Genomic DNA, 16,825 nt, shown 5'->3' on the forward strand with positions numbered 1-16,825 from the left:
ACCGGGGAACGGATCCGGCCAACGGCTCCCTGTGGAGGAGGAGCGTCAGGACACGGAGACGAGCGTCAGGAGACGATGAAGAACTGCTCCGCGAGCTCGACCCGGCTCCCCCGCGGCACGAGGTAGCGCCGTCCGGGCTCACAGCGCATCGCGCCGTCGTCGGGTCGCCGCACGATCGTGCCGTTGCCCGAGAAGCGGTCGGCGATCCAGAGGGTGCCGTCGTGCTCACCGAACTCGACGTGCGTCTTCGACACCGACAGCGATCGGTCGGCGATCTGCACGAGGTGATCGAACACCTCGCCGGGCTGCGGCAGCGGACGACGGCCGATGAGGCCCGAACCGAAGACCGTGCGCGTCTCGCCGGTGCTGAACGTCAGCACGAACCGCGTCGCGGCGGGCGTCGTCAACGACGGCACCGGCGACTCGGACGTGCCGGCCACGCGCAGCTCGCCGCCCGCGACATCCGTCGCCTCGATCGCGACTGCGGCACGGAACCCCTCGACCGGGATCGAGATGACTCCGCTGGTTCGCCGAGCCGGCCGTTCGATCACGGTCGTGTCGCCGGGCCGCGGATCGGGGCGCCGACGGGACTCGGGCGTCGCGCTCGTCGAGCTCCCGCATTCGCCGCAGAACATCGCCCCATCGGGCAGCTCTGCTCCGCAGATGCGACACGTCACGAACGCGCTCCTCTCCGGGTCACAGCGTACCCGCCGAGCGAGGTCAGCGAGACCGCCGCCCGCACCCGCTCGCGCAGCGACCGCGGGGCGCCGAGCCGCTCCTGCAGCTCGTCGACCGAGTCCCAAACTCGGACATCGTCACCGTCGGCCGGCCCGCCGGGTGCGAACACGGCACGGTCCACGACTGCGGCGAGCACGAGCGGTGCGAGTCCGCCGACCGTCGCTGCCTGCTCGGCGCGCGTCGCCATGGGCCGGATCGGGTATCCGTAGTCGGCGGCAGAGTCCGCGAACTCCTCCCACCCGCCCTCGATGCGCTCGACCGCCGTCGGCGCCTTCCGCCGCAGCCGCCGGCGTCGCATCTTCGCGACGATGATCGCGAGGAAAGGACTCGCGACGAGCGCGAGCACGCCCAGCACGATCCCGGAGATGCCGAGCACGGCGAGCAGCGCCTGCACCCACGCGGTGTCGTCCTCCGGGTCGTCGGGGGGCGTGTCGGGCTCGTTCGCGAGGTCGTCGACGGGCGTGCGCTCGGCCGGCGGGGGCAACGCCGACTGCGGCCTCGACACGATCGTCGGCTGGTCGGGTTCTCGCTCGGGAATGGGGCGCGGCTCCGGGTTCGGGTCCACGGCGATCCAGTTGCCGTTCGCGGCCTGCACCTCGATCCATGCCTGCTTGTCGCCGCTCACGAACCGGGTGACGCCGTCGGGGGCCGGCGGGCTCGCGGCATCCGTCTCGCGCGCTTCGTCACCATCGCGGTCGCGGTCGCCGGTCGCCCCGGCAGCCTCCGCAGCCTCCGCCGCCGCCTCGGCGGTCCCCGGCAGGTATCCGACCACGACGCGCGCCGGGAACCCGATTCGCCTCGCCATGAGCGCTGCGGCGACCGCGTACTGCTCGCCGTCGCCGACCATCGGCCGGTCGAGCGCGAGGTCGGCGAGCCGGTCGAGCGAATGCCCAGACCTGCTCGCCACCTCGTCGAGGCCGTGACTGACGTACCCGTTCGCGCGGAACCCATCGATGACCGCCTGCAGCCGGGCACCGGGGTCGTCCGATGCCGGCGCCCACTCGTCGAGGAGGCGCGCGAGATCCTTCGGCAGCTCGGGCGCTGCCGGCAGCACGCTCGTGCCGGGGCTCAGGCGCTCGAGCTGCGCCGGGTCGACCGGCACCACCGAGGTCGCCGTGTACCGGTCGCCCGACTGCAGGGGCCGCTGCACCGCACCCGTGCTCGTGACCTCGTTGTAGAAGAAGGATTCGGTGAGCATGTCGGCTCGCGGCCCCCCGAACGTCACGCGCTCGAGGCTGCCGACCCCGGGCACCCACACATCGGAGTACCCGTCGACCTCGACCTCGATCGCGAGCAGTTCGGTGTCGCCGCTCACCCCCGACTGGTCGAGCCGGTAGGGCACGCGGGTGAAGCGCCCCGACGCCGAGGCGCCCTCCGTCCCGCCGACCGTGTAGACGATGCCGTCGTAGGAGTCGAGGGTCGCCAGCCGCACTCCCGCCCCCGCCGGGAGTCCTCGGACGTCGAGCATGACGTCATCGGCGACCTCCTCGCGGAACGCGGCACGGAAGCCCGCGAGCGGGCTGTCGTACTGCGCCGGCTCGAACGGGGGCTGCAACTCGGCCCGCACGACGTTGCGCGGCGGCACCGGCACGGCCAGCGACGCCGCCGTCGCGCCGACGACCGCGATCGCCACGAGCGCCGAAGCACCGAGCACGCGACGCGCATCGGTGAGGGCGGCCTCGACCCGCCGTCCGCCGACGATCGCGCGACGGTCGGCGATGGCGACGCGCACGAGCCAGGCCACGGCGGTGATGAGGAACGCGATGCCCGCCTCGACGGCGAGCGCCGAGTGCACGACGCCGAGGGCGATGCCGACCATGAGCAGCGCGGCGGGTGGCAGGGCGGCTGCGGACGGTCGCCTGCTGCGCAACGCGATCGAGATCGCAGCGGTGGCGGCGACCAGGCCGAGGAGGAAGGGCGGCACGAGGAGCGCCTGGTAGGACCCGACGGGAACCGAGATCGTGACGAGCTGCTTCCACGAGAGCGCCGCGCCGGCGAGGAGTTCGACGATTCCCGACGGGCTCGGCAGGATGCCGCCGATCGCGGCGCCCGGCACTGCTGCGGGCACGCCGAGCACGAGGTACGCGCCGAACACCGAGAGCACGATGATCCAGGAGGGAAGGCGGAACCGTGCCCCGGCGACGCCGATCGCGACACCGGCCGCGATCGCGACCGCCGCGGCGACGACGAATGCGGGGCTCTCGTAGACCGGCCACCACGGCAGCATCGCCGCAGCGAGCATCGCGACGACGAGCACCACGCTGACGAGGGTCGGCGTGAACCTTCGGGCACCGGCCGGGGTGCGTTGCTTCACGAGACCGACGCCGATCTCGCGAGCATCGCGCGCAGGTCTTCGAGGTAGCCGATGCCGAAGACGGTGAGGCCCGCGATCGTGCGCGCGCTCGCCTCGCCCTCGGGCGAGCACTGCACCGCCACGCTCTCCACGCCCGGCGGCAACCGGGTGGCAGCCGCGCGGAGCGGCGCCACGCCGCGCGCCGTGCCGGTGACGATGAAGGCGAGGGAGACCCCCGCGAGCGTCTCGGCGGCGGCGCGGGCGACATCGGGCAGCATCACCGCATCGGTCTCGGTCTCGACGACGCAGAGCGCGTCGAGCAGCCGATCGCGGGAGACCGTCGGCAATTCACGCATCGCGCTCAGTCGTGCGCCGGCGCCGCGTTGGCGCCCCGAGACCACGAACGACACCGTGCGGGCGTCGCGGATCGCCCGCGCGCCGACGGATGCCGCCGCGCCGACGGCGAGCTCGAACTCGGCCTCGTCGGCGTAGGCCCCGGGGTCGAGATCGAGCAGCACCATGAGGCGGCTGCGACGGGTCTCCTCGAACTGGCGCACCATGAAGGTGCCGGTCTTCGCCGAGCTGCGCCAGTGGATGAACCGACGGTCGTCGCCGGGCACGTACTCGCGCAACGCGTGGAAGGCGATGTCGCTCGCGGTGAGGTCGCGCGTCGGGGTGCCCTCGAGATCGCGGATGAACCCCGTGCTGAGCGCGTTGATCGGCACGGTGCGCGGGTGCACGTGGAGCTCCGCCGTCTCCGACCACACGAACTCGCGGCGCATGAGGCCGATCGGGTCGGCGCGCACGGTGCGCGCCGGACCGACCGGCACGACGCCGCGCCGCTCGGTCGGGATCGCGAACTGCTCGTCGAACACGCCGCCTCGCGGCAGACCCGGCAGGACCCGCTCGACGATGCGACGGCCGACGGGCAGCTCGAGCTGCACCCCGCCGAATCGGCGTCGACCGGGGTTCGCGGCGATGAGCCGCGCTTCGGCGGCCTCCCCGACAACCACGCGCGGCGACGGGAGCACGAGTTGGATCGTGCCGGCGCCGCGGCCGATCAGCCAGACGGATGCCGCGGCCACGAGCACTCCGAGGCCCCACCCGAGTGCGATGAGCTCGAGCCACCCCCAGGTGTACCCGCCGATGAGTGCGAGCACCGCGGCGACGATGACCGACCAGCCGAGCGGTGTCACGATGCCCTGCACCGCACGGGCGGCACGCACGACGGCCGCGCTCGCGCGACCGCCCGCGACGACGGCACGCCCGATGACCACCGCGAGCACGCCCTCTCTTCGGGCGTCCTCGGGGATCGTCGTTCGGGTCTGGGTGAGTGTCACACCGCTTGCCTGGTCGAGGGTGGAGGCGTCTCGATCAACACCTGGGCGATCATGTTCGAGGCCGTGACCCCGTCGAACTCGGCCTCGGGATCGAGGATCAACCGGTGGGCGAGCACGGGCTCCGCGAGCGCCTTCACGTCGTCGGGCACGACGTAGTGCCGCCCGCGACCCGCGGCGTGCGTCTTCGCCGCCCGGATGAGGGCGAGCGCGCCGCGAACGCTGACGCCGAGCCGCACCTCGCGGGCTGTGCGGGTGGCGTCGACGATGCGCGAGACGTAGTCGTGGATCGTGGGGTCGACGTAGACGGTTCGGGCGATCGCGGCGAGTTCCACAACCTCGTCGGCCGCGAGCTGCGAGGCCACGCGGTGCTCGTGCGCACGCTGGTCGGCGCCCTCGAGGATCCGGATGGTCGAGGCGTGGTCGGGGTAGCCGATCGAGGTGCGCATCAGGAACCGGTCGAGCTGGGCTTCGGGCAGACGGTATGTTCCGGCTTGCTCGACCGGGTTCTGCGTCGCGATCACCATGAACGGCCGCCCGACGGGATGCGTCACGCCGTCGACGGTGACCTGCCCCTCCTCCATGACCTCGAGCAGTGCGGACTGCGTCTTCGGGCTCGCCCGGTTGATCTCGTCGGCGAGCACGATGTTCGCGAACACGGGGCCCGGGTGGAACTCGAACACGCCCGAACGCTGGTCGTATACGGTGACGCCCGTGATGTCGCCGGGCAGCAGGTCGGGAGTGAACTGCACGCGATTGCTCGAGCCGTCGATCGACTGGGCCATCGCCCGGGCGAGTGACGTCTTGCCCGTGCCCGGCACGTCGTCGAGCAGCAGGTGCCCCTCGCTGAGGAACGCCGTGAACGCGAGCCTGATGACCCGGTTCTTGCCGAGCAGCACCTCCTCGACCGCGCCGACGAGTCGATCGAGCGTCGCAGCGAACCGCGCCGCCTCATCGGGGGTCATGGTCATCTCGGCTCCTTCTCAGCGGTTCTGGTAGCGGACGACGACGTCCGCGATCTCAACATCCAACCAGACGAGGTCGCCCGGCTTCGCCTCGGGGATCTGGCAGCTCGTCGGGGTCTGCGCCTGCCGGCCGTTGCGATCGCCGTCGACGCCGCAGGTGAACGCCACGGGAAGTCCGGAGTTGGAGGGCGCCGTGGTCCACGACCACGTCTTGGCCGCGTCGTCCCACACCCGGCTCGGCAGTGCGAACGTGAGTGAGGAGCGGGCGTCGGCGGGCAGCACCTCCGACCACGGGCCGCAGCTCCCCCAGATCGAGCAACTGCGCACCTGGAACCGCACCGCCTCGCCGAAGGGTCGCGCGAACAGGTCCTGCGTCCACCCCGACCCGCCGAACGTCTGCTGCGTGCCGGGGATCTGCGCGCCGCTCGCGTCGACGGCGACGATGTCGTATCGCCAGGCGCCGGGCGCGACGCCCGAGATGTAACGGTCGTAGACGTCGGCGGTGCGCATGCCCATGCTGCTGTCGACCCTGCGAACCGCGTCGGGCGCAGGACGCACGACCGTGCCCTCGACCCTGGTGTTCACGCATGCGGAGCGGTTGTACCCCCACACGAGGAAGGAGTACCGCGTGGACTCCGTCGCCGTGCCCGCGAACTGCACGCTCGTGGTGCCGGGGCCGACGTGCACGACCTCGGCCACCGTGCCACCGCCGCTCGGCGCGACGACGGTTCCGGGCGCGGGGCTCGTCACCGAGCACGCCTGTGCGCCGCCCGGCACCTGGGTGGCTCCGTCGACGAGTCGCTCCACGAAGTAGCCGCCGATCGGGTCGCCGTTGCCGGCGAAGGCGTCCCAGGCGACCGTCACGGTGCCGGCTGCGGCATCGGGAGTGACGGCGATCTCGCCCGCGACGGGCGGCCCGAACGGCGTGCCGCTCGCGCCGGCCTCGGTCCAGACCGCGAGCGCCGGGAACGCCTGGTTCCTGGCGCTGACCGCGATCGGCACCTGGCTTCCGTTCTCGAGCGATTGCGAGTCCATCGAGCAGAGCGTCGCCGTGCACACCGCGGCGGCCGAGAGTTCGTTCGAGACGCCGGCGACGGTCACCACGTACGACCCGATGGCACTGCCCGAGCCGGCGGGCACCGGATCCCACTCGATGCGCAGGTAGCCGTCGCGCGGGAGCGCGCGTACGCCGCTCGGCGGCTGCGGGATGACGTCGGACCAGATCGGCCCGGGTGCGTCGACGGGATCCGAGAGGCCGATCGCGTTCTTCGCCCGGATCCGCACCTGCACCGCCTCGGACTGTCCGTTGCCGGGTGTCGGGACGGTGCACGTCGTCGCCGCGCACTCCGACGAGCCCACGACGTCGCCGGTGGCCGGCTCGACGAGTTCGATCTCGTAACCCGTGATCGGCGAGTTGTTGAACGCGCCCGCCCCGAACGCGATGTCGAGGGAGCGGTCGCCGAACCCGGTCACCTGCGCGCCCGTCACGGGGTCCGGCCGGTCCTGCACCGAGATCGTGACGATGCCCCATGCGTTCCGGGCCGCATCGCCGGTCGCATCGGCGACCTCGTACTGCACGGTCGAGTTCACCGGTGCGGCCCCTGGGGCGACGGTCACCTCGAGCTTCGAACGGTCGTCGCTCGGCTCGATCGAGACTCCGGCGGGCAGGCTCTCGGCATCGGCGCCGCGAACGTCGACGACACGGAGCGGGACGTCGGGGAAGGGGTTGGTCGCCCGGTCGTTGGCGAGCACGTCGATCGTGGTGGTTCGGCCCCGCTGCACGATCTCGGTGTCGGGCGCCGGGCGAGCGATCGGCCTCGTCGAGGGCACCACGCGAAGTTCGATGCGGCCGGCCTTGCCGTCGCCCGCGTCGTCGGCGACGCCGATCGCGACCGTCGCCCGAGTCTCGTTGGGTGTCGATGCCTCGGCCTCGATCGTGAGCACCGAGCCTTCGAGCGAGAAGCGGAACCCCTCCGTCGGCGGTGGGAGCAGCCGGAAGACGAGTTCGTCCCGTGCCGAGGGATACGGATAGTTCGTGAGCCGGTGCAGGTCGATGTCCTTCGACTGCCCTGGCTCGAAGTCGATCACCCCGCCCGTGAACACCGGCGGCTGATCATCGGTCGGCTCCACCTCGATCGGGATCACGATGGTGCCGGTGCGCGCCGAGGGGTCGGCCGCCGATTCGCCGTCGGTGACCGTGAACGAGAGGGAGGCCGGGCCGAAGTAGCCCTCCTCGCTGCGATACCGCAGGGTGTCCTGGTCGACGACGAGATCGGACCCGTCGCTGTGCGAGGCGCGCACGGTCGCGGCATCCGTGATCTTGACCGGTCGGCCGGATGCCGCGATGACGAAGTCGCGGAGGTCGAGCACGACCTCCTCGCCGCTCACGACGCGAACGTCGGGTGAGTCGGTGCGCAACTGCGGCAGCGCATCGTCGCGGCCGGGCACCCAGATGAACGCGTAGGCGACGAGCGACGGGTCTTCGGGGTGGGCCACCGAGAACGGGATCACACGCCGACGGTCCTCGACCGTCACGCGGATGCTCCCGTCGCGGCGCACTTCGGCACCAGACTCGTAGCCGTCGACGAGACCGACCTCGAGGTCCGAGACGTCGGCGTCGGCGAGGAATACGTTGCGCAGCACCGGGACGTCGACGACGTCTTCATCGAGGATGTCGCTCAGCGTGAGCGCGGTGTCGGATGCCTCGGGGCGGGCGAGCGGCGCGTCATCCCGCGCGATGATCGAGAGGAAGCTCGACGCCGTTGCGAGCTGCTCGTTCTCGACGGTGTAGACGAAGCCGTAGTCGCCCTCGCCTGGCGGCAGCTCGACTTCGATCCGATCGTCGACGACCGTCGCGACGGCATCGCCCTCGGTCGCTTCGACAGTCGTCAGCGTGAGCGCCCCGCCGTCGGGATCGGAGTCGTTCTCGAGCACGCGGACGGCGACCGTGCGACCGGGCCGCACCTCGACGACATCGTTGACCGCGATCGGCCGGCGGGCTCCGTCGAGGCGCGGGGCGATGCCCACGCGCACGGAGCCCACGGCACGCGCGCCGAGCGCGTCGACGACCTCGTACTCGAAGGTGTCGGTGCCCGCGGAGTACTCTCCGGCCTGGTACTCGAACCAGTCGGCGCCGTGGGCGCTGACGTTGCCGAGATCGGGGCTGCCGCCTTGGCCGAGCAGCTGCACGCTATCGCCCTCGGGGTCGGAGCCGCCGAGCGGCACGGGGATCCGCACGGTCTCGCCCGAGAGCACCCTCGCGGTGATGGTCGGAGGAACAGGCGGGGTGTTCGTGACGGGGTCGGCGTCGCGCACCGAGATCTGCACGGTGGCCGTCGCCGACTGCGGACCGGGTCCGGTGATCCGGTAGATCGCCTCGTACTCCCCCGGCGTCTCGGGGGCGAAGTAGCGGAGGCGGTCGCCGTCGGCGAAGAGGAGGCCGGCCTCCGGCTCCGCCTCCAGCACGGGGTCGAGGGTGATCGGCAGCGCATCGGGATGGTCGTCGTTCGCGAGCACCGCGATGTCGACCACGTCGCCGGTGCGTGCCGAGATCCGGTCGGGCACGGCGACGGGCGGCTGCGCCGACTCGAGTTCGGGTATCTCGACGATCGTCACCTCGCCCGCGGCCTCGGCCAGGCCGTTGCTCACTCGATAGCCGAACACGCTCGATCCGGTCTCGAGCGGCCTCGTGAGGGTGACTCGGAGGATGCGGTGGTCGACGACCTCGACCTGCACGCCGGGCTCCGGCTCCGGCTCGCCGAGGCCCGTGAGGATGAGCACGCCGCCCATCGGGTCGATGTCGGTCGCGAGCACGTCGATGTCGACGGGCTGGCTGCCCCTGACGAACGCCGTGTGCGGCACGGTCACGGGCGTCGTGTCGAGCTCGGGCGGGGCCGAGACATCCACCCGCACACGACCGGTCGTCGTCCAGACGCCGTCGGTCACCGTGTACTCGAGCGAGTGCGTGCGCACCGCGGAACTCGTGAAGCGGAAGCTGCCGCCGTCGAAGTCGGGTGTCAGCTGCGCATCGGGCTTCGCGGGAACCGCGCTCAACCGGATCTGCCCCGACCCGCCGCGCACGTGCCGGAGCGGGTCGATGCGCACCTCCTGACCCTGCGTGGCGAGTACGACGAACGGGTCGGCGACGAGCGGCACGTCACCGGCCGCGCGGACCCCGATGCCGAGGGTGCCGACGGCGGTGTCGCGACCGTCGGAGACTTCGAGGGAGACGCTGCGGTCGGACCCCTCACCGCCCTTCTCGTCGAACACGACCACGCCGTCGGCAGTCGACGACAGGCCGTCGGGCTCGGCCGCGGTGGCGCGCCTCAGGAAGAACGGATCGCCGTCGGGATCCACCCAGTCGCCGAGCACAGCGGTGCTGACCCGGCCGTTCGCCTCCACGAGCGACTTGGTCGACCGTCGCTGCTCGGGCGGCGAGTTCTCGTCGGCGTCGCGAACGGTCACGCTCACGGTGGCGTGCGCGGTGCCCCCGAATCCGTCGTCGACCGTGTATCCGAACGAGATGGTCCCGGATGCCTCGTCGTCGAGCGCGAGCTGCAGCTGCTGGTTCTCGGCGACGCGGTCGAGGGTGACTCCCGGTGGAAGCTCGCCGTCGACGGCGTCGACCGCGATGGCGTCGCCGTTGGCGTCGTAGTCGTTCAGCAGCACCGGCAGCGACGTCGTGCGGCCGGGGCGGGCGCCGAACGCGTCGTCGGCCGCGACCGGCGGCACCTGGTTCTTCTCGATCGTCGGGTCGGTGTCGGGGTCGTTCTGCTCGATCGTCTCCTCGTCGCGCTCGACCGCGAGCAGTTGCTCCCAGTTGTCGATGACTCCGAAGCCGGCGCCGACCGCCCAGGTTCTGCCGCTCCGCCGTTCGTTGAGCACGAGCGTCGCGCCGTTGGAGAGGTATGCGTAGTCGCCGCTCGTCGTCGACGACGGCAGGTCGATGGACGGTTCGTCGTCGCCGTCGCAGGACCGCCACGCGGTGCCGCCCGCCCACACCGCGTAGAGGCATCCGTCGTGCACGAACGGTGCACCCGGCAGGCCCGAACGTCCGTCCTCCCGGATCCGCGGCGCGGCGCCGTCGAGCCCCACGGTGACGAGGCCGCGCCGAGTGGCGATCGCGACCTCCTCCCCGGCGCTCGACGGCCGCTGCACCACGGGTGCGTCGCTCGCCGCGATGAGTCCGGTGAGGTCGACCGGCCCGCCTTCGAGGTGGAGCGTGCGCGTCGCGGCGTCGAACACGGCCCATCGATCGTCGACCGAGGTGATCTGGACGTCGGGGTCGCCGGCGACCGGCTCGCTCTGCCAGGTCGTGCCGACGGTCTGCGCCTCGGCGGTGTCGACGCGCGCGACCTCGCCCGTCGACGGCGTGTAGGCGAAGAGCGTGCCGTCGGCATCGACCGACGTCACCGATCCCGTGCCGAATTCGAGCATCGACTCGGCGTCGGCGTCGAACTCCGCGAACCGGTCGACCGGCGTCGTCCAGACATCACCCTCCGAGGTGATGACCACGTTCGGACCGGCGAGGGCGAGCGTCGTGTCGTCGGGCGGCACCGCGACGGTGTCGGTGACGCTCGACGTCGTCGCGTCGATCACGCGCACCGTCGCGCGCGCGCGGTCGAGCGCCAGCACGGTGGACCCCTGCTGGACGATCTCGGTTCCGGTGGATCCCGTCTCGACGACCGAGTTCAGCTCGAGGAGGGCCGTGTTCGCGCGGCCGATCGCCTGGTATTCGTTGCTGCTCACCCACACTGCGGCGTCGCCGAGGTCGACCCGCTGCGCCGCATACCCGCCGGAGGCGATCGCGACGCCGGCGACGAGCGCCACGACGGCCGTGGTCGCCGCGGCGGTGACGACGGCGGATCGCGGCTTCGGGAGTCGGGCGAGAACGGGAAGCCGCGTCATCATGTGCCCTGATCGATGTCGACGGACACCTCGACGCAGCGCTCGGCGCTCGAGTCTCCCGACTTGCCGTCGCGCACGACCCTGACGCTCGCGCACACGCGGTCGCCGTCCTCTGCCGTCACGGTCACCTGCGGTTCCCGCTGCAGCGCCTTCGTCTCGCCGTCGACGGTCACGACGTACGCGTCGGAGCTCTGGAGCCCCGGGTCGTTCCAGGAGAAGATCACGGTGCCGCCCGCGTCGACGCCCTGCACATCGGTCACGACGGGGATCGACCTGGTGCCCTGGATCACGAAGAATGCGCCGGCGCCGACGAGCGCGATCAAGAGCACCGAGACGAGGGAGATTCCCCAAGCCAGTCGCGCCGACGTCGGCGGCGTCGTGCGGATGCGGCTCGTGCCGACGTCGCGCGGGCGGGATTCCGCCTCGGAGCGGGCCGAGGCGAGCGAGCCGCCTCGCGATCGCCGCCGGCGCGGAGCGAGGTCACCCGTGCCATGGGCTCCGCTGATGCGGGTCTGCTCGTCGACGTCGACGGCGGTGGCGAGGGCCCAGTCGTCCATCGCGACCTCGAGCGGCGTCTGGGACAGCCCGAGCTCCTCCTCGACCGCCTGCAGGTCGCGGATGAACTCGAGCGCGCTCGACTGACGGGACGACGGCCGCAGCGACATCGACCGCGCGAGCACCTGCTCGAGGTTCTTGGGCACGTCGATGCGGCCGGTGGGCGTGTACTTCGCCTTGTCGATGCGGGCCATGAGCGCCCCCGACCCGTTGTCGCCGCCGGGCGTCTCGAAGGGGCTCCGACCGGCGAGGAGGGAATACACCGTGGCGCCGAGCGACCAGACCTCGCTCGCGACGCTGCCCGAGACCTCGTCGTGCAGCACTTCGGGGGCCGACCACGGGATCGACAGCCCGACGGCGTCGGAGGACTCGGCCTCTCCGAGCGTGGCCGCGATGCCGAAGTCGGAGAGCACGGGATGGCCGTATGCGGTGGTCAGGATGTTCGACGGCTTGATGTCGCGGTGCAGCACGCCCTGTCGGTGCGCCGTCTCGACCGCACTCGCGATGCGCACGCCGACGGAGAGCACCTCGGCGAGCGGCAGCTGCACGGCGCGATATCGCTGACCGAGCGAGGCCGAGCAGTACTCCATCACGAGGTAGGGCCGGCCGTCGGCCGCGACGCTGGCCTGGTAGACCGTGAGGATCGACGGGTGCGAGGAGAGCTGGGCCATGAGGTTGGCCTCGGCCTGGAACATCTGACGCAGGTCGTCGTTGACGACCTCGGCGAGCAGCACCTTCACGGCGACGAGCCGGCGCGGCATGTTCTGCTCGTAGAGGAAGACGTCGGCGAACCCGCCGGAACCGAGCACGCGGATGAAGGCGAACCCGGGCAGGTTCGGCGGCGTGGACGGCAGTCGACGAGACACGATCCTCCTGCCTGCTCCGGGTCGGTTCGACGCAGCCCCGGTGGCCGGAGGCGCCCGGTGCCCTCATTGTATCCGCGGGCGACGGATGCCTCGTGGTGCTGTGGACAGCACGATCGGTCGCGTTTGACGGGTCAGCCGCGCGCCGGCTCGACCTCGCCCGACGACTGCGCCCCGGCTGGCCGAACGACCTTCAGCACGTCGACGACGATCGCCGTCACGTTGTCGCGGCCGCCGTTGCCGAGGGCGGCCTCGAGCAACTGGTGCGCGGCCTTCTCGGCCTTCGCGTTGGCGACGAGGAAATGGCGGATGCCGTAGGTCGTGAGCTCCTTCGTGAGCCCGTCGGAGCAGATCAGGAGCCGCATGCCGGGTTCGACGGCGATCGCCCGGTAGTCGGGGATCGGCGCCTCGTGGAAGCCGACCGCGCGGGTGATCACGTTCGAGTGCGGGTGGGTGTCGGCCTCTTCGCGGGTGATCTGGCCCGCGTCGACGAGCTCCTGCACGATCGAGTGGTCGACCGTCAGCTGTTCGAGCACGCCGCCCACGAGTCGGTACACGCGCGAGTCGCCGATGTTGAAGACGATCCACGCCGGCTCGTCGGCGATCGCGCCGAGCGCGGCCCCCGTGACCGTCGTGCCGCTGCCCTCGTCGGTGACGCCGGCGCCGCGGCCCATGTCCTGCACCGCGAGGCGGAGCGCGTGGTCGATCTCTGGAGTGCCGACGAGCGTCTTGCCGCCGTGCTCTGCGAGCCGGGTGACGACGGCGGCGCTCGCGAAGTCGCCCGCCGCGTGCCCGCCCATGCCGTCGGCGACGGCGAAGACCGGCGCCTGGGCGATGAAACTGTCTTCGTTGACCTCGCGGCGGAGCCCGGTGTCGGTGACCGCCGCCCACGCGAGCGTGACCTCGGTGCCGTCGGGCAGCGTGATCCGGTGGCGGGCATTGCCGTTGCCGATCTGGGTCACCTGTGAGGCCTGCTGTCTGTTCGGGTCGCGCCTGGAGCACCCTGGGCGGAGAGGATCTCGACGATCGTATCGTCTCCGAGGTCGAGGAGGGCGCCGGGAAGCACGACGATCGATTCGCCCGCGCGCAGCCGTCGGGTGCCGGAGGCCGTGCGGAGCACGGTGCCGTTGGTCGAGTGCAGGTCGGTGGCGACGAGGCGAGAGCCGACGAGGCGGAGCTCGAGGTGGGTGCCGGAGATGACCCCTTCCGGCGACTCGACGGTGAGGAGTTCGGGCTGGTCGCCGCTGCCTGCGATGCGCGGCGGCATCGGCTTCCGACCGATGAGCACCGGATTGGCGATGACCACCGGATCGCCGTGGCCGATGCGGAAGCGAGGAGCGCGCACGGCGGTGTCGGTCGTGGGAGCGGTCGGCGAACCGGACGCCGTCTCTGTGGAGGATTCGGCCACCGCGGGTGCGATCGCCCCAGCGATTGCGGGGTCCTCGACCCGGTCGCCGTGCCGCGCTGCGACGGCCACCCGTGGCGTGATGATCGTGTCAGCGACCGCATCGCCGGGGCCGGGCTCGAGTCGACGGGAAGCGAGCAGGGTGTCCGCGTCGATCCACGGCGCGGGAGGCGCGGCATCCGCTCCCTCGGCGGTGGTCCATTCGATCACCGACGTCCTGAGGCTCGCCCGTTGGTGGAGCACCCGCTCGCCGGAGGCACGCACGTGCTCGAGCGGCGCCGCGGCGTGCGTGATTCGCAGTGCCACGACGTCGTCGAAGTCGGCGAGGTGCCAGGGCCGGATGCCCCGCGCGTCGAACCTGCGGCTGCCGCCGGGCGACGCGAGGTCGACGACGACGTCGCCGCGCACCACGGCCGTGACGCTCGAGGTCGCGCCCGGCGCCCACCAGACGAGGCCGAAGGACTCCACCGGATCGACGCGGCCCGACGGCACGAGGCCGACGAGCCGCTCGAGTTCGAGTGCGTCGTCGCTCGCGGCCTCCGCGAGCGAGTGCAGCACCTGTTCGGGAGCGGGTGCGGCGAGCGCGGCGATGAATCGGTCTCCGACGATCACGTCCCACGCTGGTGCGCCGGCCACGGCCGAACTCGAGACAGCGCCTGAGACCATGCGGAACATTCTGGCACCGTGCGACCGGCCGCACGAGAGACGATCCAGTTCGAACGACATCGCGATCCGTGGCGAAACCTTGGTATGAGATGTGGATTCAGTCGATTTCACACCGGGATTCAACGGAATCGCTTGCACGAGGCATCCGTCACTGTCATGATCGTGCAATGACGAACACCGGGCGTTCCTCTCAGCCCCGACCTGTGCAGCTCGACGATGTCTCGAAAGCGATCATCGAGCAACTGCAGGCCGATGGGCGGCGCTCCTACGCCGACGTCGGCAAGGCCGTCGGCCTGTCGGAGGCCGCGGTTCGCCAGCGCGTGCAGCGACTCACCGAGTCGGGCGTGATGCAGATCGTCGCCGTCACCGACCCGATGCAGCTCGGCTTCACCACGCAGGCGATGATCGGCATCCGAGCCTCCGGCGACACCCGCGTGCTCGCCACGCGTCTCGCCGAGATCCCCGAGATCGACTACGTCGTGCTCACCGCCGGCAGCTTCGACGTCATGGCCGAGGTGGTCTGCGAGAACGACGACGAGCTGCTCGAGCTCCTGAACACGCGCATCCGCGTGATCGAGGGCGTGCAGTCGACCGAGACGTTCGTCTACCTGAAGCTCCAGAAGCAGTTCTACAACTGGGGCACTCGCTGAGAGCGGCGAGGGCCCATCGAGAAAGGGAATGGCATGACCGGAACGGTCTATGACAACGACGTGCTGCAGCAGAAGGCGAAGGATCATCTCTGGATGCACTTCTCCCGGCAGTCCACCATGGAGACGTCGGGGGTGCCGATCATCACCCGGGGCAAGGGCCACCACGTCTACGATGTGCAGGGCCGCGAGTACTTCGACGGGCTCGCGGGACTCTTCGTCGTGAACGCGGGTCACGGTCGCGCGCGCCTCGCCGAGGTCGCCGCCAAGCAGGCCGAGCAGCTCGCCTTCTTCCCGATCTGGTCGTACGCGCACCCTTCGGCGATCGAGCTCGCCGACCGGCTGGCGGGCTACGCACCCGGCGACCTCAACCGCGTGTTCTTCTCCACCGGCGGCGGCGAAGCCGTCGAGACGGCGTTCAAGCTCGCGAAGTACTACTGGAAGCTCCAGGGTCGCCCCACGAAGCACAAGGTGATCTCCCGTTCGGTGGCCTACCACGGCACTCCGCAGGGCGCCCTCGCGATCACCGGCATCCCCGGCATGAAGGAGATGTTCGAGCCGGTCACCCCCGGCGGCTTCCGCGTGCCGAACACGAACTTCTACCGTGCCGCCGAGATGGGCGCCCCGGCCGACGACCTCGAGGCCTTCGGCCTCTGGACGGCGAACCGCATCGAGGAGATGATCCTCTTCGAGGGCCCCGAGACGGTCGCCGCGGTCTTCCTCGAGCCCGTGCAGAACTCGGGCGGCTGCTTCCCGCCGCCCCCCGGCTACTTCAAGCGCGTGCGCGAGATCTGCGACCAGTACGACGTACTGCTCGTCTCCGACGAGGTCATCTGCGCGTTCGGCCGTCTCGGCCACATGTTCGCGTGCGACGCTTACGGGTACGAGCCCGACATGATCACGTGCGCGAAGGCCATGACCTCGGGCTACTCCCCCATCGGTGCGACGATCGTCTCGGAGAAGATCTACGCGCCCTTCGCCGAGGGCAACACGTCGTTCTACCACGGCTACACCTTCGGCGGTCACCCGGTCTCCGCCGCGGTGGCGCTCGAGAACCTCGACATCTTCGAGGAGGAGGGGCTGAACGAGCGCGTCCGCGAGAACTCGCCGTTGTTCCGCGCCGAGCTCGAGAAGCTGCTCGACCTGCCGATCGTCGGCGACGTGCGCGGCGACGGGTACTTCTTCGGCATCGAGCTCGTGAAGGACAAGGAGACGCGCGAGACCTTCGACGACGACGAGTCCGAGCGGCTCCTCCGCGGCTTCCTGTCGAAGGCGCTCTTCGACGCCGGCCTCTACTGCCGTGCCGACGATCGCGGCGACCCCGTGATCCAGCTCGCCCCGCCGCTCACGATCGGCCCCGCGGAGTTCGCGGAGATCGAGCAGAAGCTGCGCGGAGTGCTGACGGAAGCATCCAACCGCCTCTGACGCACCGGCTCGCCCGGCGGCGAC

General features: G+C 71.2%; 10 protein-coding genes. 2 read left to right on the plus strand and 8 right to left on the minus strand.

Annotated elements, in window-relative coordinates; all coding sequences use genetic code 11:
* Nucleotides 1-65: 65 nt before the first annotated feature.
* The 8 genes from VPH61_RS11330 to VPH61_RS11365 form a co-directional block, all read right to left on the minus strand.
* On the minus strand, nucleotides 66-677 hold the full coding sequence (locus VPH61_RS11330; RefSeq protein ID WP_332063594.1) for a zinc-ribbon domain-containing protein: 612 nt from the start codon (nucleotides 675-677) through the stop codon (nucleotides 66-68).
* On the minus strand, nucleotides 674-3,052 hold the full coding sequence (locus tag VPH61_RS11335; RefSeq protein ID WP_332063595.1) for a transglutaminase-like domain-containing protein: 2,379 nt from the start codon (nucleotides 3,050-3,052) through the stop codon (nucleotides 674-676). The genes VPH61_RS11330 and VPH61_RS11335 overlap by 4 nt, the downstream gene beginning before the upstream one ends.
* Nucleotides 3,049-4,371, minus strand: a complete 1,323-nt coding sequence (locus VPH61_RS11340) for a DUF58 domain-containing protein (protein ID WP_332063596.1) — start codon at nucleotides 4,369-4,371, stop codon at nucleotides 3,049-3,051. The genes VPH61_RS11335 and VPH61_RS11340 overlap by 4 nt, the downstream gene beginning before the upstream one ends.
* Entirely contained in the window at nucleotides 4,368-5,339 is a 972-nt protein-coding gene (locus VPH61_RS11345; RefSeq protein WP_332063597.1) for an AAA family ATPase, read from the minus strand. Before VPH61_RS11345 ends, VPH61_RS11340 begins: the two co-directional genes overlap by 4 nt.
* A gap of 12 nt (nucleotides 5,340-5,351) precedes the next feature.
* On the minus strand, nucleotides 5,352-11,240 hold the full coding sequence (locus tag VPH61_RS11350; RefSeq protein ID WP_332063598.1) for an Ig-like domain-containing protein: 5,889 nt from the start codon (nucleotides 11,238-11,240) through the stop codon (nucleotides 5,352-5,354).
* Nucleotides 11,240-12,661, minus strand: coding sequence for a serine/threonine-protein kinase (locus VPH61_RS11355; RefSeq protein WP_332063599.1), 1,422 nt, complete (start codon nucleotides 12,659-12,661; stop codon nucleotides 11,240-11,242). Before VPH61_RS11355 ends, VPH61_RS11350 begins: the two co-directional genes overlap by 1 nt.
* Nucleotides 12,662-12,792: 131 nt before the next feature.
* Complete coding sequence (locus tag VPH61_RS11360) at nucleotides 12,793-13,620, minus strand: PP2C family protein-serine/threonine phosphatase (protein ID WP_332063600.1); 828 nt, start codon at nucleotides 13,618-13,620, stop codon at nucleotides 12,793-12,795.
* A complete protein-coding gene (locus tag VPH61_RS11365; RefSeq protein WP_332063601.1) occupies nucleotides 13,617-14,729 on the minus strand; it encodes an FHA domain-containing protein in 1,113 nt (370 codons plus the stop codon). Before VPH61_RS11365 ends, VPH61_RS11360 begins: the two co-directional genes overlap by 4 nt.
* Nucleotides 14,730-14,896: 167 nt before the next feature.
* On the opposite strand from VPH61_RS11365, the gene VPH61_RS11370 reads away from it, so the two are divergent.
* The gene (locus VPH61_RS11370; RefSeq protein WP_332063602.1) at nucleotides 14,897-15,379 is read left to right on the plus strand and encodes an Lrp/AsnC family transcriptional regulator; all 483 of its coding nucleotides are present in this window, start codon (nucleotides 14,897-14,899) and stop codon (nucleotides 15,377-15,379) included.
* A gap of 33 nt (nucleotides 15,380-15,412) precedes the next feature.
* Nucleotides 15,413-16,801: an aspartate aminotransferase family protein gene (locus VPH61_RS11375; RefSeq protein WP_332063603.1), complete on the plus strand. Its 1,389-nt coding sequence runs from the start codon at nucleotides 15,413-15,415 to the stop codon at nucleotides 16,799-16,801.
* The last annotated feature ends 24 nt before the right edge of the window (nucleotides 16,802-16,825 follow it).

It is taken from the genome of Agromyces sp. CCNWLW203, assembly GCF_036576125.1.
Lineage (GTDB): Bacteria > Actinomycetota > Actinomycetes > Actinomycetales > Microbacteriaceae > Agromyces.